Origin of the sequence: Xanthomonas sp. WHRI 10207 (genome assembly GCF_040202975.1) — a bacterium.
Classification (GTDB): Bacteria; Pseudomonadota; Gammaproteobacteria; order Xanthomonadales; family Xanthomonadaceae; genus Xanthomonas.
Genome location: NZ_JBEGDX010000001.1, coordinates 957,814 through 978,501 on the forward strand (window position 1 = coordinate 957,814; position 20,688 = coordinate 978,501).

Genomic DNA, 20,688 nt, shown 5'->3' on the forward strand with positions numbered 1-20,688 from the left:
GCAACTCCTATGGTTTCCCTTTCCACGCAATCCACTGTGCCAAGCGGCAACAAGGCGCCCGTCAACAACGGCGTCGCGTTGTCGGTGGTCACCACGATCTTTTTCATGTGGGGCTTTCTCACCTGCCTCAACGACATCCTGATTCCGCATCTGAAGGCGGTGTTCGAGCTGAACTTTGCGCAGGCGATGCTGGTGCAGTTCACCTTCTTCGGTGCGTACTTCCTGATGTCGTTGCCGGCCGGTTGGCTGGTGAATCGCCTGGGCTACAAGCAGGGCATTGTCGCTGGGCTGGCGGTGGCAGCGGTCGGTGCGCTGGGTTTCTGGCCTGCGGCGGAACTGCGCGTATATGGCGCATTTCTGGGAGCGTTGTTCGTACTTGCCACCGGCATCACCATCCTGCAGGTGGCGGCAAATCCGTATGTCGCGTTGCTGGGTCCGGAGCGCAGTGCCTCCAGCCGGCTGACCTTGGCGCAGGCGCTCAATTCGCTGGGGACCGCGATTGCGCCGCTGCTGGGCGGCTGGTTGATCCTCTCCAACACGGTGATGAGCGGCGACCAGCTCAAGGCGTTGCCGGACGCCGAGCAGCTGGCCTATCGCGTGCAGGAAGCGCAGGCCGTGCAAGGCCCCTACATCGGGCTGGGCGTGGTGCTGTTTTTGCTGGCGATCTTCGTGTTTCTGTTCCGTCTGCCCGCGTTGACCGATGCCGGCGCGCAAAAGGAAGAGAGCAAGCATTCGCTACTGGATGCGCTGCGTCACCCGCATGTGCGTTTCGGTGTGCTGGCGATCTTCTTCTATGTCGGCGCAGAAGTGGCGATCGGCAGCCTGATGGTCAATTACTTCTCGTTGCCTGAGATCGGCGGGTTCACCGAGCGCGAGGCGACCACCTATGTGTCGGCGTACTGGACCTTGGCGATGATCGGCCGCTTCATCGGTTCGGCGTTGTTGGCCAAGCTGTCGCCACGCGTGCTGCTGTCGGTATTTGCGGGGATCAACGCCTTGCTGCTGGGCCTGACCATGGCCAGTGGCGGCATGCTGGCGGTGTATGCGCTGGTGGCGATCGGACTGTTCAACTCGATCATGTTCCCGACCATCTTTACCCTGGGCATCGAGCGGCTCGGTCCACTGACCGGGCGCGCATCCAGCCTGTTGATCATGGCCATTGTGGGTGGCGCGATCGTGCCGTATCTGCAGGGCTTGCTGGCGGATCGCATCGGCCTGCATGAGTCGTTCGTGCTGCCGCTGGTGTGCTACCTGTACATCGTGTTTTACGGCATCTGGGGCTCGCGTTTGCGCGGCGCACTGGCGGAGGCGCGCGCATGAGTGCTGCCAAGAACCAGGTGGTCTGTTTCGGTGAAGCCTTGATCGACATGCTGGCCTTGCCGCAGGCCAGCGCCGATGACGCGCGCACCTTCGCGCAATATGCCGGCGGTGCGCCGGCCAATGTGGCGGTTGCGGTGGCAAAGCTCGGCGGCGCTGCGCATTTTGTGGGCATGCTCGGGCGTGACATGTTTGGCGATTTCCTGTTGCAGAGTCTGCAGCAGGCCGGCGTTGCCACCGATGGCATCGTGCGCACCGATGAAGCCAAGACCGCGCTGGCGTTTGTGGCGCTGGACGACGCCGGCGAGCGCAGTTTCAGCTTCTACCGGCCACCGGCAGCGGACCTGCTGTTCCGTCCGGAGCACTTTGCCGCCGATGGGTTTGCGCAGGCAGCGGTGCTGCACGTGTGCTCCAACAGCATGACCGAGGATGCGGTCGCGCAATGCACGCTGGACGGCATGCGCCGCGCGCGTGCCGACGGCGCCATCGTCAGCCTGGACCTCAATCTGCGCCCGATGCTGTGGCCGCAGGATGTGGACCCGGCTGCGTTGCTGTGGGAAGCGTTGGCGCTGGCCGATGTGGTCAAGCTCTCGCGCGAAGAACTGGAGTATCTGGCCGGCACCTTGCATAGCGACGCCAGCGCGGTGACGCAGAAGTTGTGGCAGGGCAACGCGCGCTGGCTGCTGGTCACCGACGGCGGTGGCCCGGTGCATTGGCAGACACGGGTGGATTCCGGCCAGGTGCCGGCGTTCACTGTGCAGGTGCGCGACAGCACCGCGGCTGGCGATGCGTTCGTCGGTGGTCTGCTGTATCAGCTGGCCGCACGTGCGAGCACGCTTGAACACCTGTGCGGCGATGCTGCGGCGATGACGCAGGTGATTCGTTTCGCGGCCGCTGTCGGTGCGCTGGCAGTGACGCGCAAGGGCGCGTTCGCCGCGATGCCCAGCATCGATGAAGTCCATTCTCTGATCCAGGAACAAGCATGAGCCCGTTGCCCGCATCTCCCGCTCCCGATTTCCGCTCGGCCGATGTGTTGCGCCAGCATATTGCCGACACCATGGCGTTCTATCACCCGCGCGCGATCGACCCGGCCGGTGGCTTCTTCCAGTATTTCAAGGATGACGGCAGCATCTACGATGCCGGCCACCGGCATCTGGTGAGCAGCACGCGCTTCGTCTTCAACTATGCGATGGCCTATCGCGAATTCGGCAATGCCGAGTATCTGCAAGCGGTGCGTCATGGCCTGGAGTATCTGCGCAACGTGCACCGCAATGCTGCCACTGGCGGGTATGCGTGGACGCTGCGCGATGGCGTGGTCGAAGACGACATGAACCACTGCTACGGTGTGGCGTTCGTGCTGCTGGCGTATTCGTGCGGCCTGAAAGCCGGTATTGCCGAAGCGCGCGAATGGATGGACGAAACCTGGCAGCTGCTGGAAAAGTACTTCTGGGAAGCAGAATTCGGCCTGTATCGCGATGAGGCCGATGCGCAGTTCAACTTCACCCGCTATCGCGGCCAGAACGCCAACATGCACATGTGCGAGGCGATGATCGCCGCCTACGAGGCCAGCGGCGAGCAGCGCTATCTCGATCGTGCGTTGCAGCTGGCCGACACCATGACCCGGCGCCAGGCGGCCAAGGCCGATGGGTTGGTGTGGGAGCACTACGACCCGCAGTGGAACATCGACTGGGACTACAACCGCGATAACCCCAAGCATTTGTTCCGCCCCTGGGGGTTCCAGCCGGGTCACCAGACCGAGTGGGCCAAGCTGCTGATGCTGCTGGATCGCTACGCGCCGACAGACTGGTTGTTGCCGACTGCGCAACATCTGTTCGATGTTGCGGTGGATCGCTCCTGGGATGCACAGCGCGGCGGGCTGTATTACGGCTTCGCACCTGACGGGCAGGTGTGCGATGACGACAAGTATTTCTGGGTGCAGGCCGAGTCGTTGGCTGCAGCGGCCTTGTTGGCGCAGCGCAGTGGCGATGCGCGCTACTGGCAGTGGTACGACAAGCTGTGGGAGTACTCCTGGACCCACATGGTCGACCACCGCTACGGCGCGTGGTATCGCATTCTGGATGCGGATAACCGCAAGTACAGCGACGAGAAGAGCCCGGCCGGCAAGACCGATTACCACACCATGGGCGCGTGCTACGAAGTGTTGAACGTGTTGCGTCCAGCAGTTTGATGCGGGTGTAACAGGGCGCGGCCGTCTATGTGCGGTCGCGCCGTGATGTAGGAGCGCATCCGGACGCGATGGGGCTTTATCGGTAACGCCCTGTCGCGCCCGGGTGCGCTCCTACGTTGGGTTGGTCGCAGCTTGCGGTGATGCTGGCCCGGCGTCATTCGGGTGCCGCACCATGCGTGCGTCCTACAACGTGTTGTATGTGTTGCGTCCAGCAGCTTGATGCGGGTGTAACAGGGCGCGGCCGTCTATGTGCGGCCGCGCCGTGATGTAGCAGCGCACCTGGGCGCGATGGGGCTTTATCGGTAAGGCCGCATCGCGCCCGGGTGCGCTCCTAAGTTGATTGGTCGCTGCTTGCGGTGATGCCGGCCCGGTGTCATTCCGGGTCGTAATCTAGATTCGATGCCAGCCAGCGCTCGGCCAATGCCAGGGTGATGCCCTTGCGCTTGGCGTAGTCGGCGACCTGTTCCTTGCCCAGCCGCCCGACCACGAAATACTGGCTCTTGGGATGGCTGAAGTAATACCCGGACACCGCTGCAGTGGGCAGCATCGCAAAGCTCTCGGTGAGCGACATGTCCGTGTTGCGTTCGGCATTGAGTAGATCGAACAGCGTGCGTTTTTCGCTGTGTTCCGGGCATGCGGGGTAACCGGGTGCCGGGCGAATGCCGCGATAGCGTTCGGCAATCAAGGCCTCGTTGTCGAGCTCTTCGTTGTCGATGTATCCCCAGAACTCGGTGCGCACACGCTGATGCAGGCGCTCGGCCAGTGCCTCGGCCAGGCGATCGGCCAATGCCTTGAGCAGGATTGAGTTGTAGTCGTCGTGCGCCGCTTCAAAACGTGCAACATGCGGGTCGATGCCGATGCCGGCAGTGACCGCAAACCCACCGATCCAGTCCTGCTTGCCGCTGTGCTTGGGCGCGATGAAATCAGCCAGGCAGAAGTCGGGACGGTCGACGGGTTTGTCGACTTGCTGACGCAAAAAATGCAGGGAATGGGGAATGGAGAATCGGGAATGGTCGGGCGCCGATGCATCGCCTTGCGATTCCCGATTCCCGATTCCCGATTCCGCAGGCTCAGTCAGCATAACAACATCATCGCCTACTGCATTGGCCGGCCACAGCCCAAACACCGCCTTGGCCGTGAGCCATTTTTCGTCGACGATCTGCTTAAGCATACGTCGCGCGTCGCGATACAGCTCGCTGGCCTGGGTGCCGACGATCTCGTCGCTGAGGATGGCCGGAAATTTGCCGGCCAGCTCCCAGGCCTGGAAGAACGGCGTCCAGTCGATCAGCTCGATCAACTCTTGCAGCGGGTAATCGTCGAATACGTGCAGGCCAGGCTGACGCGGAGTGGGCGGTGTGTAGTTAGCCCAATCGCCATCGAAACGCTGTGCGCGTGCCTTTTCCAACGACACCAGCCGTTTTGCATCGCCACGGTTGCGGTGGCGTGCGCGGATCTCGGCGTAGTCCGCCTCGTTGGCAGCTACGAAGGCCTGACGCAGGTCGCGCGAAATCAACGATTGCGCAACGCCTACCGCACGCGAGGCATCCTTCACCCAGACCGTGGGTGCGGCGTAATGCGGGTCGATTTTCAGCGCGGTGTGCGCGCGCGAGGTGGTGGCGCCACCGATCAACAACGGAATCTCAAAACCCTGTCGCTGCATTTCGCGCGCCACATGCGACATCTCTTCCAGCGAGGGCGTAATCAAGCCGGACAACCCGATCAGATCTGCATTTTCTTCGCGCGCACGGTCCAGGATCACCTGCGCAGACACCATCACGCCCAGGTCCACCACATCGAAGTTGTTGCACGCCAACACCACGCCAACGATGTTCTTGCCGATGTCGTGCACATCGCCTTTCACGGTGGCCATGATGATCTTGCCGTTGGATTTACCAACGTCGCCGGTGCGCAGTTTTTCAGCTTCGATGTACGGCAGCAGATAGGCCACGGCCTTTTTCATCACGCGCGCGGATTTGACCACCTGCGGCAGGAACATCTTGCCGGCACCGAACAGGTCGCCGACCACATTCATGCCGTCCATCAGCGGGCCTTCGATCACATCCAGCGGGCGTGTCGATTGCTGGCGCGCTTCTTCGGTGTCGGTTTCCACATAGGCATCAATGCCGTGCACCAGCGCATGCGCCAGGCGTGCACGCACCGGTTTTTCGCGCCACGCCAGGTCTTCGACCTTGGCCGCACCCTTGCTGCCTTTGTAGCGTTCGGCGATTTCCAGCAGCCGCTCGGTACCGTCCTTGCGGCGATTGAGGATGACGTCTTCCACGCGCTCGCGCAGGTCCGGGTCCAGCTCATCGTAGATCGGCATGCCACCGGCATTGACGATGCCCATGTCCATGCCGGCCTTGATCGCATGGAACAGAAACACCGAGTGAATCGCCTGACGCACCATCTCGTTGCCGCGGAAGGAGAACGACACATTCGATACGCCGCCGGAGATGTGGCAATGCGGCAGCGTGCGTTTGATCTCGCGGGTCGCCTCGATGAAGTCCACTGCGTAGTTATCGTGCTCCTCGATGCCGGTGGCCACGGCAAAGATGTTCGGGTCGAAGATGATGTCTTCCGGCGGAAAACCCACTTGCTCGGTCAGCACCTTGTAGGCGCGCGTGCAGATTTCCACCTTGCGTGCGCAGGTGTCGGCCTGGCCCACTTCATCGAAGGCCATGACCACGGCGGCAGCGCCATAACGCAGCACCTTGCGCGCCTGTTCGATAAAGAGCGCTTCGCCTTCTTTCAACGAAATCGAGTTGACCACGCTCTTGCCTTGCAGGCATTTCAAGCCGGCTTCGATCACCGTCCATTTGGACGAATCCACCATCACCGGAATACGCGCGATATCCGGCTCGGACATGATCAGATTGAGAAAGCGCGTCATCGCTTTTTCGGAATCGATCAGGCCCTCGTCCATGTTGACGTCGAGGATCTGCGCGCCATTGGCAACCTGCTGGCGCGCCACGTCCACGGCTTCTTCGTAACGCTCTTCCTTGATCAGCTTGCGGAATTGCGCGCTGCCGGTGACGTTGGTGCGCTCGCCGACGTTGACGAACAACAGGTCCGGCGTGATGACCAGCGGTTCCAGGCCCGACAGGCGGGTGTAGCGGGGAGTGCTCATGCGATGCTCTGGCGGGCGTCGGACGGGGCGAATGTCCAGGCGAGGCGATGATGGTTGGCGGTTGGCAGGGCGCGGACCGAGATGGCCCTCATCCGCCCTTCGGGCACCTTCTCCCGCGCGCGGGAGAAGGGAGCTTTCATCCATGTGCGGAGTAATGTGCTGTCCTTCTCCCGCGCGCGGGAGAAGGGAGCTTTCATCCACGTGCGGAGCAATGTGTCGTGCTTCTCCGGCGTGCGAGAGAAGGGAGCTTTCGTCCACGTACCGAGCGATGTGCTGTCCTTCTCCGGCGTGCGGGAGAAGGGAGCTTTCGTCCATGTGCAGAGCAATGTGCCGTGCTTCTCCCGCGTGCGGGAGAAGGGAGCTTTCGTCCACGTGCGGAGCGATGTGCTGTCCTTCTCCCGCGTGCGTGAGAAGGTGGCGCGCAGCGCCGGATGAGGGCCCACGTGCTGCATCACGCTGCCAGCTCCTGCGCACCCGGCAACTGCCGCGGCGGCAGATCCGCTACCGCTTCGGCAATTGCGCGGATGTGGTCCGGCGATGTACCGCAGCAACCGCCAACCAGATTCAGCAAGCCGGACTGGGCAAATTCGCGCAGCGTCTCGGCCATTTCCTCGGGCGTTTCGTCGTATTCGCCGAATGCATTCGGCAACCCGGCGTTCGGATGCGCGCTGACATAGGCGTCGGCGATCTGCGCCAGCGTTTCCACATGTGGGCGCAGATCCTTGGCGCCCAGCGCGCAATTCAGGCCCACCGACAGCGGCCGCCCGTGCGCAACCGAGGCGTAGAACGCTTCGGCAGTCTGCCCGGACAGCGTGCGACCGGACGCATCGGTAATGGTGCCGGAGACCATCACCGGCAAGCGCCCGCCGCGTGCTTCGAAGACTTCTTCGATCGCGTACAGCGCGGCCTTGGCATTGAGCGTGTCGAAGATGGTCTCCACCATCAGCGTGTCGGCGCCGCCGTCGATCAAGCCTTCGACAGCCTCGCGGTAGGTCTCGCGCAATGCATCGAAACTGGTGTTGCGGTAGCCGGGATCGTTGACGTCCGGGCTGATCGACGCCGTGCGGCTGGTGGGGCCGAGCACGCCGATCACAAAGCGCGGTTTGTGCGGCGTGAGCGCTTCGACGGCATCGCAGCATTCGCGCGCCACTTGCGCGCCGGCCTTGTTCAATTCGTACACCACGTGTTCCAGGTGATAGTCGGCCTGGCTGACCGAGGTGGCGTTGAACGTGTTGGTTTCCAGCAGGTCGGCACCGGCATCCAGATAGGCGCGGTGGATGCCGGCGATGATCTCGGGGCGGGTCAGCAACAGTAGATCGTTGTTGCCCTTCAGATCGTGGCCTTCCTGCGTGTGGGCGTGATCGCAGCCCGGGCCATGCACATGCGCGCTGTCGTAGCCCTCGGCAAACCGCGTGCCGCGATAGTCGGTTTCCTGCAGATCGTGGCGCTGGATCATGGTGCCCATCGCGCCATCGATGATGAGGATGCGTTCGCGCAGCGCGGCAGTGAGCTTGGCTGCACGGTCCGGGCGCAGCCACGGCAACGAGAACGGGATTAGGGGTTCGGAATTTGCGATTGGCAGGGATGTCATCAGCCAGTTCTCCGCGCACTCGTGCTGTTGTTTTCAACCAATCCCGATTCCCGACTTCCGACTCCCGGTTTCATCGCAATCAACGAGATCACTTCGAAATGGGGCGGGCGTTTTTCGCGCGTCACCGTCTCCAGGCTGGACACATCCAGCCCGGCTTTTTCGACGAACTTGCGCAGTTCCTTGGCGGCAAACCCGAGATTGACGTGGCCATAGGCGTGCACGGCCGCGCGGTGTTCGTGTTTGGCCAGGCTGCACAGCAGCAAGCGCCCGCCGGGGCGCAACACGCGTGCGGATTCGGCCACCGCTTGCGCCGGTTTTGCGGCATACGTCAGCGCGTGCATCAGGACCACCAGGTCGAAGCTGGCATCGGGGAAGGGCAGCGCATGCATGTCGCCTTCGCGCACTTCCACGTTGCGCAGTTTGCGCAGGCGCTCGCTGGCAGCGGCGACCACGCGTGCGCTGGTGTCGATACAGATGTAGCGGGTGGCGTGCGGGGCGACCAGTTCGGCCAGCACGCCGTCGCCGGAGGCGATGTCGAGCACGTCGCCGGTTTCCAGCAAGGGCAGGGCGGTGCGCGCCAGCGCTTCCCAGGTGCGACCGGGCGAGTAGTGCCGCTCCATGTCGCCGGCCACCGAATCGGCCCAGTTCTGGTCGGCGGCGCGGTTGGCCAACACGGCCGCCACGCGCTCGGCATCCTGGCGCAGCAGCGGGTCATCGCTACCGGTGCTCAGCGCCAGCCACAGCGCCCGCTGGGCCGGGTCCAGCGACACTTCGTCGAAGCGGTAGTACGCCGACACGCCGGCGCGGCGGTCGCGCACCAGCCCGGCTTCCTTGAGCTTGGCCAGATGGGTGGACACGCGCGGCTGGGCCAGACGGGTGATGGCCGACAGTTCGGCCACGGTGAGTTCTTCCTGTTCCAGCAGCGCCAGCAGGCGTACCCGGGTGGCGTCGGCAAACACTTTCAGGCGCGCCGACCAGTCTTCCAGATCCATGAATATCTCTATATCGCGATATGGAGATATTTTCGGCCCGGTGGGGTGTGGGGTCAACTACATACGCATGCGAATGGTTGTGGCTACAATGGCCGCTCAGTCAATAACCGGAAGGGGTCGAACGTGGATTTCAGCTTTACCGAAGAGCAACTGATGATCCAGGACGTGGCCCGCCGGATCGCCCAGGAAAAGATCGCCCCCAGCGCCGAACAGTTCGATCGCAGTGGCGAGTTCCCGCTGGAAAACATCCGGCTGCTGGGCGAAAACGGCCTGATGGGCATCGAAGTGCCGGCCGAGTACGGCGGTGCCGGCATGGACCCGATCAGCTACGCGCTGGCGATGATCGAGATCGCGGCCGGCGACGGCGCGCACTCCACCATCATGTCGGTCAACAACTCGCTGTTCTGCACCGGCATCTTAAAAAACGGCAGCGAGGCGCAGAAGCAGCTGTACGTGCGTGCGATTGCCGAAGGCACGCATATCGGCGCATTTGCGCTGACCGAACCGCAGTCCGGCTCGGATGCATCGGCGATGCGCTGCCGCGCGGTCAAGCAGGCCGATGGCAGCTTTGTCATCAACGGCAAGAAGAGCTGGATCACCTCCGGCCCGGTGGCCAAGTACATCGTGTTGTTTGCGGTGACCGAGCCTGAAAAGGGCTCGCGCGGCATTACCGCTTTTATGGTCGACACCGACAAGCCGGGCTTTCATCGCGGCAAGACCGAGCCCAAGCTGGGCATTCGCGCCTCGGCCACCTGCGAGATCGAGTTCGCCGATTACGTTGCACAGGCCGACGACGTGCTGGGCGTGGAAGGCGAGGGCTTCAAGACCGCGATGAGCGTGCTCGATGCCGGGCGCATCGGGATTGCCTCGCAAGCGGTTGGCATTGCGCGCGCCGCGTATGAAGCCACGCTTGCGTACGTCAAGGAACGTAAGGCCTTCGGCGCGGCCATCGGCACCTTCCAGATGACCCAGGCCAAGATCGCCGACATGAAGTGCAAGTTGGATGCGGCGTTGTTGTTGACGCTGCGTGCGGCCTGGCTCAAGGGGCAAGGCAAGAAGTTCGGCACCGAAGCGGCGGTCGCCAAGCTCACCGCCTCGGAGGCGGCAATGTGGATCACCCACCAGGCAGTGCAGATCCACGGCGGCATGGGTTACTCGAAAGAGATGCCGCTGGAGCGCTACTTTCGCGATGCCAAGATCACGGAAATCTACGAAGGAACGTCTGAAATTCAACGCCTGGTGATCGCGCGCGGGGAAACCGGGCTGCGCTGAGGTCGTCCGCACTCCAGCGCTGCCGCAGGTGCGGCAACGCTGGAGCGCTCTCCGTGATGCCAAGATCACCGAGATCTACGAAGATGCCTCCGAGATTCAACGCGTGGTGATTGCGCGTGGTGAAACCGGGCTGCGCTGAAGCCGGCGCGGACGCGTGCGGCAAGTGCGCGATGCGGCTCTGCGCTATCGAGAGCAGCAAGATCTATCCAGGCGACGTGCAGATCCATCTGCCTTCACTTGCTTGCGCGGAGGTACGCCTCGTAGGCGGATGGGTCCGCATGGGGCCCTCATCCGGCGCTGCGCGCCACCTTCTCCCGCAGGCGGGAGAAGGGAGTGTCGCGTCGTTGCATCGTCTAGTCGTTGCATCGTTGGTCCTGCCTCGACAGTGGGGCGGAAAGGGCGCGCGCTTGTCGGATTAGCTTGTGAGGTGCCAACGGCGCAGCCCACAATCGGAATTCCTCCGATCTTTTCTGTCACGCATGCTCACGTTTCCCTCCCTGTTTCGCGGTCGTATCCGGCCGCTTGCCGCGATCGGCCTTGGCATGTCGTGGTGCCTGCTGATGCTGCCTGCGCTTGCGCAAATGCCATCGCCCTCGATCGTGCCCACCGACCGCCTGCAGGAGCCGTGGTGGGCCCAGCGCCACGCGCAGGTGCTGGAACAGGTCAAACAGCATCCTGAGACGAAGCTGCTGTTGATCGGTGATTCCATCACGCAGAACTATGAAAAAGCCAAGGCGCCCGACGAAGACTTTCAGCCCACCTGGCAGACCTTCTACGGCAGCCGCGGCGCGCTCAACTTGGGCTTCAGCGGCGATGGCACCGAAAACGTGCTGTGGCGGCTGGCCAATGGCGAAGTGGATGGCCTGCAGCCCAAGGTTGCGCTGGTGCTGATTGGCACCAATAACACCGGCCACCTCGGCCAGACCGCGGAGCAGACCCAGCTCGGCATCGACGCGGTAGTCGCGGCGATCGAACAGAAGCTGCCGCGCACGCACATCCTGCTGTTGAGTGTGCTGCCCAGCGCGATTTCCGGCGAAAAATCGCGTCGCGATGCGCAGATCAACCAGGGTCTGGCAGTGCGCTACGGCGACAACCCGCGTGTGACCTATCTGGATGTGAGCTCGGTGTTCCAGCGCGACGGCAAGCTGCGCACCGAGTTGTTCTACGACACGCGCTTTCGTCCGGCGGCCGCTGCATTGCATCCGGATACGCAGGGCCAGCGCATGCTGGCCGAGGCGATCGAGCCGACCCTGGCGCGCCTGCTGGGTGAAGCGCCGGTCAAGCCGGTGGCCGAACTCGGCCGCGATGCCGCCACCGCGTTGATGCCGGTGGATTGGCTGGAGCAGGATTCCTACGATTGGTACGCACGCCATCATGCCGCGCTTGCTGTCGCGCGCAGTTTGAAGCCGGAGGTGGTGATGATTGGCGATTCGATCACCCACTTCTGGTCGGGCCTGCCGCATGCCACGCGCGTCAGTGGGCCGCAGTCCTGGCAGTGGCTGTACGGCCAGCGGCCGGTGTTGAATCTGGGCTTTGGTTGGGACCGCACGCAGAACGTGTTGTGGCGCATCCGCCAGGGCGAGCTCGACGGCCTGGAGCCGCGTTGGGTGGTGCTGCACATCGGCACCAACAACCTCACCGGCACTGCGCAATCGCGTGCGAGCACGCCGGCCGAAACCGCGCAGGGCGTCGATGCCATCGTGCGCGAAGTACGCACACGCATGCCCAACAGCAAGTTGATTTTGATGGCGATCATGCCGCGCGGCCGCACTGCTAGCGATCCACAGCGCGGCCCGATTGCCGAAACCAACCGCCTGCTGCGCGCACGCTATGCGGCCGACCCATCGGTGCGTCTGGTCGATATCGGCAAGCAGCTGCTGCAGCCCGATGGCAGCCTGCCGGCGGCGCTGATGCCCGACGGCACGCATCCCAGCGAGGCCGGTTACAGGATCTGGGCGCAGGCACTGCGCGATGCTGGAATAACGGCCGCTCCGTAGGACGGCCACCACGGCGGCGCCCGCCAGGCAGGTGGGCGCTGTCGTGTCGTTTCGAAGTCTTGGTATTCGACCGTGGTGCAGCGTGCGCCGTAAGTCTGGGCAGAGACGAGTTGGTCGTCGCGCTGATCGGCGGTCGTGATGGGGTGGAGCGCAAGGCCGCATAGGCGTCGCGATCATCCGATCACGTCGATGGATCAATCGGCGGAGCGCAGCTAATCAAGCGACCGCGCTCACCACCCGGCGGGCGCGGCCGGTGCCCGGAGCTGGCACTTAGCAATCGTCCACTGCGATTTTGAGCGCGCCATCCACATCCGGCCGCCGACTGCTCGCTAAGTTTTCTTAGCGGCTCTGAAGCACATCATCGGCCCTCAGGCGCTGATCGGCATCGGCGCTCAACCGCAGCGCCCGCATTTTCAAACCCCAGAAACCAGAAGACCCCCGATTGCTCGGAGGTCTTTTTAAACTGGTGCCCAGAAGAGGACTCGAACCTCCACGAAGTTGCCCCCGCTAGCACCTGAAGCTAGTGCGTCTACCAATTCCGCCACCTGGGCAGGTGAGCCGCGAATTTTGCAGACTCCTGGCGGGGTTGTCAACGGGTGATGTGTAGCAATCGCCAACGGCCTGGCTGGCCTTGCCGCCCATGTCAGGACCGCAGGGGTTACCATTAGGGTAATGACAAAGAAAAATACCCCCGATTCCGACCGGCCCAGCCGCCGCAAATCCGCCAGCCCGGGCGAGTCCACCACCGCCGAGCAACAGAAACTGCCAGGCTGGATGCCGGACTTCCTGGTCCGCGCTGCGGCAGGTGCGTCCACCAAATCCGCCAACAAGCGCGCTGCGGCAAAGGCGTCGTCCGATCAGCCGGCACCTCCGGTCGAGCCTGCTGCGCCCCGCGCGCCGCATCCACGCAAGAGCGGGCCGCCCGCGCCGCCGCCGGAACGTTTTCAGAAAGACACCGTCCAGGCCGTCGCCGAGACCGTCGCCGTCGCCGACACCGGATTCAAGGATCCGCATGCCGACCGCGAGGCATTGCGCTACGCCGAGCCGATCGCCAGCCGCGAGGCCATCCTGCAACTGCTGGAAGCCTGCGACGGCCCGCAGACCGCCGAAGAGATCGCCGAGCAGCTCGGCCTGAGCGACCGCATCGACGCGCTGGGCAAGCGCCTGGCGGCAATGGTGCGCGAAGCGCAGTTGGTGCAGAACCGCCGTGGCGGCTACGCGCCGGTACAGCAGACCAGCCTGATCGCCGGCGTGGTGATCGCCAATCCGGAAGGCTTCGGTTTCCTCAAGCCGGACGAGGGTGGTGACGACCTGTTCCTGCCGCCGTTCGAAATGCGCAAGGTGATGCACGGCGACCGTGCATTGGCCAACGTCACCGGCATCGACCGCCGTGGCCGCCGCGAAGGCGCCATCGCACGCGTGCTCGAACGGCGCATGTCGCGCATGATCGGGCGCTTCTTCTACGAGCACGGCGTGGCTTACGTCGACCCGGACGACAAGCGCGTGCAACGCAACGTGCAGATTGCGCCGGACGGCATTGGCGAGGCGCGCGAGGGGCAGTTGGTGGTGTGCGAGCTGATCGCCCCACCGGACGCCCGCCGCCCGGCCATCGGCAAGATCATCGCGGTGCTGGGCGACAAGCTGACGCCGTCGTTGGTGGTGGAGATGGCCATCCATGGCCATGAATTGCCGCATGAATTCCCGCAGGAAGTGCTGGACCAAGCGGCCGCCGTGCCGTTGGTGGTCGAGCCGCAGATGATCGGTGGGCGTGTGGATCTGCGGCAGATGCCGCTGGTCACCATCGATGGCGAAGACGCCAAGGATTTCGACGACGCGGTGTATTGCGAACCCAATGCCGACGGTTTCCGTCTGGTGGTGGCGATCGCCGACGTGTCCAACTATGTGCGTCCCGGCACGCCGCTGGACGACGAAGCGCAGAAGCGCGCCACCTCGGTGTATTTCCCGGGATTTGTGGTGCCGATGCTGCCGGAAACCCTGTCCAACGGCATCTGCTCGCTGATGCCCAAGGTCGACCGCATGTGCTTTGTCTGCGACATGCAGGTGGGCCGCGATGGCGAAGTGACCGGCTCGCGTTTTTACGAAGCGGTGATGAACTCGCATGCGCGCCTGACCTATAACCAGGTCTGGAAGGCGGTTGGCGAAGACGATGCCGATACCAAGGCGTTCATCGGCCCGTTGTTGCCGCAGGTGCAGCGTCTGCATCAGCTGTATAACGTGTTGTCGAAGGCGCGGACGCATCGCGGTGCAATCGAGTTCGAAACCTCCGAAGTGCGCTTTGTGCTCGACAACACCGGTGAGGTCACCCAGGCCGGCATGCTGGTGCGTAACGACGCGCACAAGCTGATCGAAGAATGCATGATCGCCGCCAACGTGGAAGCCGCGCGCTATCTGCTGGGTGTGCATGTACCTGCGCCGTATCGCGTGCACGAGCGGCCGCCGGAGAGCAAGTACGAAGACCTGCTGGAGTTCCTCAAGGAATTCCAGCTCAGCCTGCCGGCGTGGAGCAAGGTGCGCCCGGGCGATTACACCAAGCTGCTGAAGAAAGTGCGTGCGCGCCCGGATGCCGCGCTGCTGGAATCGGTGCTGCTGCGCAGCCAGAGCCTGGCGGTGTATTCGCCCGATAACAACGGTCACTTCGGTCTGGCGTTGGAGGCGTATGCGCACTTCACCTCGCCGATCCGCCGCTATCCGGATCTGCTGGTGCATCGCGCGATCAAGCACGCCCTGACCGGCGCCAGCCCGGAGAAATTCATCTACACGCCGCGGCAAATGTCGGCCTTGTCGCTGCAATGCTCCGAGCGTGGGCGCCGTGCCGATGAAGCCGAGCGCGAAGTGGACGAGCGTTATCGCGCCGCCTGGATGGAAAAGCATGTCGGCGGCCAGTTCGATGGCGTGATCAGTGGCGTGACCGGCTTCGGCCTGTTCGTGGAGCTGACCCAGTCCAAGGTCAATGGCCTGGTGCATGTCACCCAGTTGCCGCAGGACTATTACCAGTTCGACCCGATCCGTAAAACGCTCAGCGGCGAGCGCCGTGGTCGCGAGTTCCGTCTGGGCGACCCGGTACGCGTGCTGGTGCTCAAGGCCAGCATGGAAGAACGCAAGATCGACTTCCGTTTGGCAGAGGATGGTGCGCCTGCCGAAGCACCGCTGCCGCCGCGCGAGAAGCCGACCAAGCGCAAGAAAAAGTCGTATTGATACTGGATGCATGGTGTTGCGGGCGGCCGGAATGGCTGCCCGCAGTACATTGCGTCGGCAAGTGCGTCGTGAGTGCCGCCGCATACCGTGATGATGCGGTGGCTTGCATAACACGCTGATCTGTGAGGCAAACCATGCACGCATCTTCCGAATACAGCGGTGGCTGCCAATGCGGCGCCGTGCGCTTTCATGTGCGCGGCGTGCTGGATGACGCATCGATCTGTCATTGCCGCATGTGTCAGAAAGCCTTCGGGGCGTATTACGCGCCGCTGGTGTCGGTGCGTGGCACCGAGTTCCGCTGGACCCGTGGCGAGCCCAAGCGCTTTGCCTCCTCGTCAGTGGTACAGCGCGGCTTTTGCGCCGAGTGCGGGACGCCATTGACCTATGAAGCGCCTGACGGCATGGCAATTGCGGCAGGTGCATTCGATACACCGGAGCGGTTGCATCCGCACATTCAGTACGCGGTGGAGCGCAAGTTGCCGTTCGCCGATACCCTGGCGCAGCTGCCGACACGTCCGAGCGAGAATGACGCTGCTGCATTGGCGTTTCAGGCCGCGCTCGTCTCGCATCAGCATCCGGACCACGACACCGAGCGGTGGCCGGCGTAAGCCGTGATGTGGCTCCGCAATGCAGGTCATTGCTGTCTTCAATCATGTTGATGTCGGTGCGTTGCGGCGTGTTGCCGACGTCGGCGCGATACGCGGTCAAGGACCTGTCCATAGCAGTTCACGCAGCGCGAAGACATCCGGCGTACAGATACATTTGCGGCATGTCCACTGCAGCCAGCGGCGCATGACTCCGGTAGCTGCCCGTGGCATTGCGGCATGACCTTGGCCCGATTTCTCAGGCGATCCTTGTCCCGGCCGTGACGTAGCAGGCCGCAGGCCCTACCATTCCCCCTCATTTCTTCGTATGCCCGCGCAATGAGCAAGCAAAACCAGTGGATCGTCGGCGTCAACGCTGTCGCCTCGTCCGTCGAGAACGACGCCGACAACGTGCGCGAGGTCTTGATCGAGGCCGGTAGCAAGAACCCGCGTCTGACCGAGATCGAAGAACAGGCGCGCCGCAAGGGGATCGACGTGCGCCGGGTCAACACCCAGGCACTGGACGGTGTGGGCGGGCAGGTACGCCACCAAGGTGTTGCCGCACGCTACGCCGCCGCACGGCTGTGGGCGGAGAACGAACTGGAAGGCCTGGTCGAGGCTGCGCAAGGTCGCGCGCTGGTGCTGGTGCTCGACGGCGTGCAGGACCCGCACAACCTCGGTGCGTGTCTGCGCAGCGCGGCGGCCGCAGGCGCCACTGCGGTGGTCATCCCCAAGGACAAGTCGGCCACGGTGAATGCGACCGTGCGCAAGACCTCGGCCGGCGCCGCCGACCGCATCCCGGTGGTGGCGGTGACCAATCTGGCGCGCTGCCTGCGCGACCTGCAGAAGCAGGGTGTGTGGTTGTACGGCCTGGCAGGCGAGGCCGAGGCGTCGTTGTACAGCGTGGATCTGCGCGGCAATGTCGGGCTGGTGCTGGGCGGTGAGGCCGACGGCCTGCGCCGTCTGACCCGCGAGCATTGCGATGGTCTGGTCAAGATTCCGATGCCGGGTGATATCGAAAGCCTCAACGTGTCGGTCGCAACCGGCGTGACCCTGTTCGAGGCCGTGCGCCAGCGCCTGGGTGCCTGAGCGATGCGGTATGGAGGCGCGCGATCACGCGCTGCCTCCAGTATGCAATAGGCACGTTTCGTACATGCAGGCATAGCGCAATCTGCGCAGATTGCGACGCTGCGCTTGGCAACGAGGTGTTGTCGATGGCGCGTACGACGCCGCAGCTGCAAGGCTTTCGGCGTCAGCCAGCGCGAACGCGCAGCGCCCGCGGCACTTTTTGCCTACCATATCGTCAGCAAACGGCGTGTCGTGTCTGATGAAACTTGGGGTGGGCGCCTGCGGTACGGGCGAGAACAGAGACGCCGGCAAGGCGTCGGCACGATGGCATGGGCAGTGGCGGCGCTGGCTCGGCGCTGGCGTCTGCATGCTGTTGGCGTTGTGTTCGCTGACGGCGATCGCCGCACCTATCGGGACCGCGCGATTACGCGACTACGCCATCGACAGCTGGAGTTCGCGCAGCGGCCTGCCGCACAACTCGCTGCGCGATATCGCCCAGACCCGCGATGGCTACCTGTGGTTCGCCACCTGGGAAGGCCTGGTGCGCTACAACGGCCTGGAATTCAACGTCATCGATCGCAGTACGCGCCCGGGTCTGCCCGATAACGGCGTCGGCGCCTTGTACGTGGATCGCGATGGCGCACTGTGGCTCAGCGATGCGCGCGGCAATCTGGTGCGTCACGGCGCCGATGGGCAGTGGCGGCAGTGGCAACGCAAGGGCCAGTGGCCGCAGGCGTTGATCCACGCGATGACCATGGATGCGGACGGCCGGATGTGGCTGCTATTCGAAGGTCACGGGCTGGGGTGCCTGTGGCCGGATGGACGTTTCGAGTATTTTCCGCCGCGCGATGGCGTGCCGCTGCAGAGCAGTTTCCCGCGCATGGTGTTCGACGGGCAGGGCCGCTTGCTGATCGGTACGCTGGACGGGCTGATCTATCGAGAGCCGGATGGGCGCATGCATCGTGCGCCGGCGTCATTCGGCCTGCCGCCGGGCCTGGCGTGGCCGTATCGCGCCCCGGACGGCACGGTGTGGGTGGTCGCAGGCGAGCAGCTGTATCGCTTGCACGACGAGCGCGCTGAGCTGGTGCATCGGCTGCCGGGGCAGGGCCACTTCACTGCGATGCTGCAGGATCGCAATGGCGATCTTTGGCTGGGTAGCGAAAACCAGGGCCTGTTACGGATCGGCAGCCACGGGGTAGAGCATTTGCCGGCAGGCCGCAGCCTGCCCACCGGGCGCATCGTCAGCCTGCGCGAAGATGCGGAAGGCAGCATCTGGGTCGGTGCCAATGGTGGCCTGTTCCGATTGCGCGAGACCTTGTTCAGCAGCTACAGCCAGCGCGACGGGTTGAGCGGCGACTATGCCCGCGCAGTACTCGAAGATCGCGACGGCAGTCTGTGGATCGCCAGCACCGCCGGTCTGGACCGCATGCTGCCGGACGGCCGGATCATGCCGGTTCCTGTGGCGACCCCGTCGGGACGTCGGCTGTCGGTGCTCAGTCTGGCGCTGGATCGGCATGGCGACCTATGGGTGGGCACCTATGCCGACGGTGTGTTCGTGCTGCGCGATGGCCGCGTGCTGCAGCACTACGGCGAGGCGGATGGCATCCCCAGTGGCCATATCCGCGCCATCGTGATCGATGCGCACGCTGCGGTGTGGCTGGCCACTCAGCGCGGCGTGGTGCAGCTGGTGGACGGCAAGCGCGTGCCGGTGGCGATCGATGGCCTGCCCGGTGGCGTGGTGACTGCCTTGGCCAGCATCGACGGCGCGCTGTGGATCGGCTCGGTCGATGGCGCGGCGGTGTTGCGCGACGGCACGGTGCAGCAACTGGACCTGGAACGCTTGGGTGGTGCGCGCAGCGTGTTCGGCTTCCAGCCGATTGGCGATGCGGTGTGGATCTCCACCGATCGCGGTCTGTATCGCGTGCGCGGCGGCACGCTTGCGCGTGTGGGCCTGGAGCAGGGCATGCCGGTGGATACGGTGTTCCAGCTCGTCGACGATCGGCGGGGCAACGCATGGGTCAGCAGCAATCGCGGCGTGCTGCGCACCGCGTTCGCTGCGCTCGATGCGGTGGCCGATGGACGCGGCACGCTGGACATCGAGCGCTACGGCGAGATCGACGGCATGGGCAACGCGCAGGCCAATGGCAGCTCCGGCCCCAGCATGATCGCGCGTGCCGATGGCTCGGTTTGGGTGGTCACCGCCGGCGGTGTGAGCACGGTGGACCCGGCGCGCCTGCAGCGGTTTCGCGAGCGACGCCCACCGCCGCCGCTGATCGAAAGCGTGCAACAGGACGGCCGCCCGCTGGCCTGGCGCCAACAAGCGCAACTACCCGGCGGCGACCGGCTCAATGTCTCGTATGTGGGCATGAGTTTTCTGCTGTCCGAACGTATCGAATACCGCACCCGTCTGGAAGGCCTGGACAACGTGTGGATTGCGCGTGGGCGACAGCGCAGCGTGGAATTCATCGGCCTGCCGCCGGGGCATTACACCCTGCGGGTGGCGGCCCGTCACCCGGGCGGTGCCTGGAGCCCGCAGGAGGCGCGCTGGACTTTCGATGTGCTGCCGCTGTGGTGGCAACGCCACGATGTGCGGTTTGCTGCGGTGCTGGGCGCGATTCTTGCCCTGGCCTTGCTGTATCGGGCGCTGCTGCATCGCTACAGAACCCACAGCGCCCGCCTGGCCGAACTGGTGCGCAAGCGTACGCAGGATCTGCAGCAGCAGGCGCAGCGCCTGCTGCAGGCCAATCAGGAAAAGAGCGAGTTGTTGACGCGGCTGCGCATCAAGTCCGATGTGTTCGAGCGCCAGGCGCACGAGGACGCACTGACCGGGTTGCCCAACCGTCGCCACTTCGACGAAGCGCTGGCGCGCGACATCAGCCGCGCACGTCGCAGTGGTCGGCCGCTGGTGCTGGCGATCCTGGACATCGATCATTTCAAGCGCATCAACGACCGTTACTCGCACGCCATTGGCGACGCGGTACTGCACGATGTCGGCGAGCTGCTGACCGCAGCCGCACGTGCCTCGGATCTGCCCGCGCGTCTGGGCGGCGAAGAATTCGCGCTGCTGTTGTGCGAGACCGCGCTGAGCGATGCACAGCTGCTGTGCGAGCGCATTCGCATGCTGTTCCATGCGCGCGCCGACTGGGGCGATGTGGAAGGGTTGCAGGTGACCTTCAGCGCCGGCCTGGCCGAGTTGCGCGATGACGACACCGGCTCATCGTTGATGCAGCGCGCCGATCACGCGTTGTACGAAGCCAAGAGCGCAGGGCGCGACCGGATCTGTGCTGGTTAAAGGCTGGGAGTCGGGAATCGGGAATCGGAAAAGCGCGGTGGCTG

13 protein-coding genes and 1 tRNA gene are annotated in these 20,688 nt (G+C 64.1%); 10 read left to right on the forward strand and 4 right to left on the reverse strand.

Annotation, left to right across the window (positions count from 1 at the left end):
* Window positions 1–9 precede the first annotated feature (9 nt).
* From fucP to ABQU90_RS04275, 3 genes are read left to right on the forward strand one after another with little or no spacing between them, the layout of a single operon-like run.
* On the forward strand, window positions 10–1,320 hold the full coding sequence (gene fucP / locus ABQU90_RS04265) for an L-fucose:H+ symporter permease (RefSeq protein WP_323522080.1): 1,311 nt from the start codon (window positions 10–12) through the stop codon (window positions 1,318–1,320).
* A complete protein-coding gene (locus tag ABQU90_RS04270; protein ID WP_323522081.1) occupies window positions 1,317–2,303 on the forward strand; it encodes a carbohydrate kinase family protein in 987 nt (328 codons plus the stop codon). Before fucP ends, ABQU90_RS04270 begins: the two co-directional genes overlap by 4 nt.
* The gene (locus tag ABQU90_RS04275; protein WP_115561764.1) at window positions 2,300–3,505 is read left to right on the forward strand and encodes an AGE family epimerase/isomerase; all 1,206 of its coding nucleotides are present in this window, start codon (window positions 2,300–2,302) and stop codon (window positions 3,503–3,505) included. The genes ABQU90_RS04270 and ABQU90_RS04275 overlap by 4 nt, the downstream gene beginning before the upstream one ends.
* Before the next feature lie 373 nt (window positions 3,506–3,878).
* Here the strand turns inward: ABQU90_RS04275 and metH are convergent, their stop codons facing one another.
* A complete protein-coding gene (metH, locus tag ABQU90_RS04280) occupies window positions 3,879–6,632 on the reverse strand; it encodes a methionine synthase (RefSeq protein ID WP_407078739.1) in 2,754 nt (917 codons plus the stop codon).
* An 81-nt stretch (window positions 6,633–6,713) separates the two neighbouring features.
* Between metH and ABQU90_RS04285 the strand changes: the two genes are divergently transcribed.
* Window positions 6,714–7,067 (forward strand): hypothetical protein, encoded by a 354-nt coding sequence (locus ABQU90_RS04285; RefSeq protein WP_323522189.1) that lies wholly within the window; start codon window positions 6,714–6,716, stop codon window positions 7,065–7,067.
* 16 nt (window positions 7,068–7,083) lie between these two features.
* On the opposite strand, the gene ABQU90_RS04290 is transcribed toward ABQU90_RS04285, so the two are convergent.
* Both ABQU90_RS04290 and ABQU90_RS04295 read right to left on the reverse strand, forming a co-directional pair.
* On the reverse strand, window positions 7,084–8,223 hold the full coding sequence (locus tag ABQU90_RS04290) for a homocysteine S-methyltransferase family protein (RefSeq protein WP_055844791.1): 1,140 nt from the start codon (window positions 8,221–8,223) through the stop codon (window positions 7,084–7,086).
* Window positions 8,223–9,215 carry an ArsR/SmtB family transcription factor gene (locus ABQU90_RS04295; RefSeq protein ID WP_055844788.1) on the reverse strand — a complete coding sequence of 331 codons (993 nt, stop codon included), beginning with the start codon at window positions 9,213–9,215 and terminating at the stop codon, window positions 8,223–8,225. Before ABQU90_RS04295 ends, ABQU90_RS04290 begins: the two co-directional genes overlap by 1 nt.
* 123 nt (window positions 9,216–9,338) lie before the next feature.
* Here ABQU90_RS04295 and ABQU90_RS04300 point away from each other — a divergent pair, with 123 nt between their 5' ends.
* Both ABQU90_RS04300 and ABQU90_RS04305 read left to right on the forward strand, forming a co-directional pair.
* Window positions 9,339–10,487 (forward strand): acyl-CoA dehydrogenase family protein, encoded by a 1,149-nt coding sequence (locus ABQU90_RS04300; RefSeq protein WP_323522083.1) that lies wholly within the window; start codon window positions 9,339–9,341, stop codon window positions 10,485–10,487.
* A 542-nt stretch (window positions 10,488–11,029) separates the two neighbouring features.
* Window positions 11,030–12,484: a platelet-activating factor acetylhydrolase IB subunit gene (locus ABQU90_RS04305; protein ID WP_323522181.1), complete on the forward strand. Its 1,455-nt coding sequence runs from the start codon at window positions 11,030–11,032 to the stop codon at window positions 12,482–12,484.
* Between the two features lie 464 nt (window positions 12,485–12,948).
* On the opposite strand, the gene ABQU90_RS04310 is transcribed toward ABQU90_RS04305, so the two are convergent.
* A tRNA-Leu gene (locus ABQU90_RS04310) sits at window positions 12,949–13,035 on the reverse strand.
* A gap of 121 nt (window positions 13,036–13,156) precedes the next feature.
* Between ABQU90_RS04310 and rnr the strand changes: the two genes are divergently transcribed.
* From rnr to ABQU90_RS04330, 4 genes are all read left to right on the forward strand, one after another.
* Window positions 13,157–15,700: a ribonuclease R gene (gene rnr, locus ABQU90_RS04315; RefSeq protein WP_323522084.1), complete on the forward strand. Its 2,544-nt coding sequence runs from the start codon at window positions 13,157–13,159 to the stop codon at window positions 15,698–15,700.
* Between the two features lie 134 nt (window positions 15,701–15,834).
* Window positions 15,835–16,308 carry a GFA family protein gene (locus ABQU90_RS04320; protein ID WP_323522085.1) on the forward strand — a complete coding sequence of 158 codons (474 nt, stop codon included), beginning with the start codon at window positions 15,835–15,837 and terminating at the stop codon, window positions 16,306–16,308.
* 315 nt (window positions 16,309–16,623) lie between these two features.
* Window positions 16,624–17,373, forward strand: coding sequence for a 23S rRNA (guanosine(2251)-2'-O)-methyltransferase RlmB (rlmB, locus tag ABQU90_RS04325; RefSeq protein WP_104613862.1), 750 nt, complete (start codon window positions 16,624–16,626; stop codon window positions 17,371–17,373).
* Between the two features lie 238 nt (window positions 17,374–17,611).
* The gene (locus ABQU90_RS04330; RefSeq protein ID WP_323522086.1) at window positions 17,612–20,644 is read left to right on the forward strand and encodes a diguanylate cyclase; all 3,033 of its coding nucleotides are present in this window, start codon (window positions 17,612–17,614) and stop codon (window positions 20,642–20,644) included.
* Window positions 20,645–20,688 lie beyond the last annotated feature (44 nt).

Excerpts from the sequence above, each read along its gene's own strand:
- ABQU90_RS04285 (WP_323522189.1), top strand. The coding sequence starts at position 6,714 with ATGGCCCTCATCCGCCCTTCGGGCACCTTCTCCCGCGCGCGGGAGAAG.
- rnr (WP_323522084.1), top strand. The coding sequence starts at position 13,157 with ATGACAAAGAAAAATACCCCCGATTCCGACCGGCCCAGCCGCCGCAAA.
- ABQU90_RS04295 (WP_055844788.1), bottom strand. The coding sequence starts at position 9,215 with ATGGATCTGGAAGACTGGTCGGCGCGCCTGAAAGTGTTTGCCGACGCC.
- ABQU90_RS04270 (WP_323522081.1), top strand. The coding sequence starts at position 1,317 with ATGAGTGCTGCCAAGAACCAGGTGGTCTGTTTCGGTGAAGCCTTGATC.
- ABQU90_RS04290 (WP_055844791.1), bottom strand. The coding sequence starts at position 8,223 with ATGACATCCCTGCCAATCGCAAATTCCGAACCCCTAATCCCGTTCTCG.
- ABQU90_RS04305 (WP_323522181.1), top strand. The coding sequence starts at position 11,030 with ATGTCGTGGTGCCTGCTGATGCTGCCTGCGCTTGCGCAAATGCCATCG.
- ABQU90_RS04275 (WP_115561764.1), top strand. The coding sequence starts at position 2,300 with ATGAGCCCGTTGCCCGCATCTCCCGCTCCCGATTTCCGCTCGGCCGAT.
- fucP (WP_323522080.1), top strand. The coding sequence starts at position 10 with ATGGTTTCCCTTTCCACGCAATCCACTGTGCCAAGCGGCAACAAGGCG.
- metH (WP_407078739.1), bottom strand. The coding sequence starts at position 6,632 with ATGAGCACTCCCCGCTACACCCGCCTGTCGGGCCTGGAACCGCTGGTC.
- ABQU90_RS04320 (WP_323522085.1), top strand. The coding sequence starts at position 15,835 with ATGCACGCATCTTCCGAATACAGCGGTGGCTGCCAATGCGGCGCCGTG.
- rlmB (WP_104613862.1), top strand. The coding sequence starts at position 16,624 with ATGAGCAAGCAAAACCAGTGGATCGTCGGCGTCAACGCTGTCGCCTCG.
- ABQU90_RS04330 (WP_323522086.1), top strand. The coding sequence starts at position 17,612 with ATGAAACTTGGGGTGGGCGCCTGCGGTACGGGCGAGAACAGAGACGCC.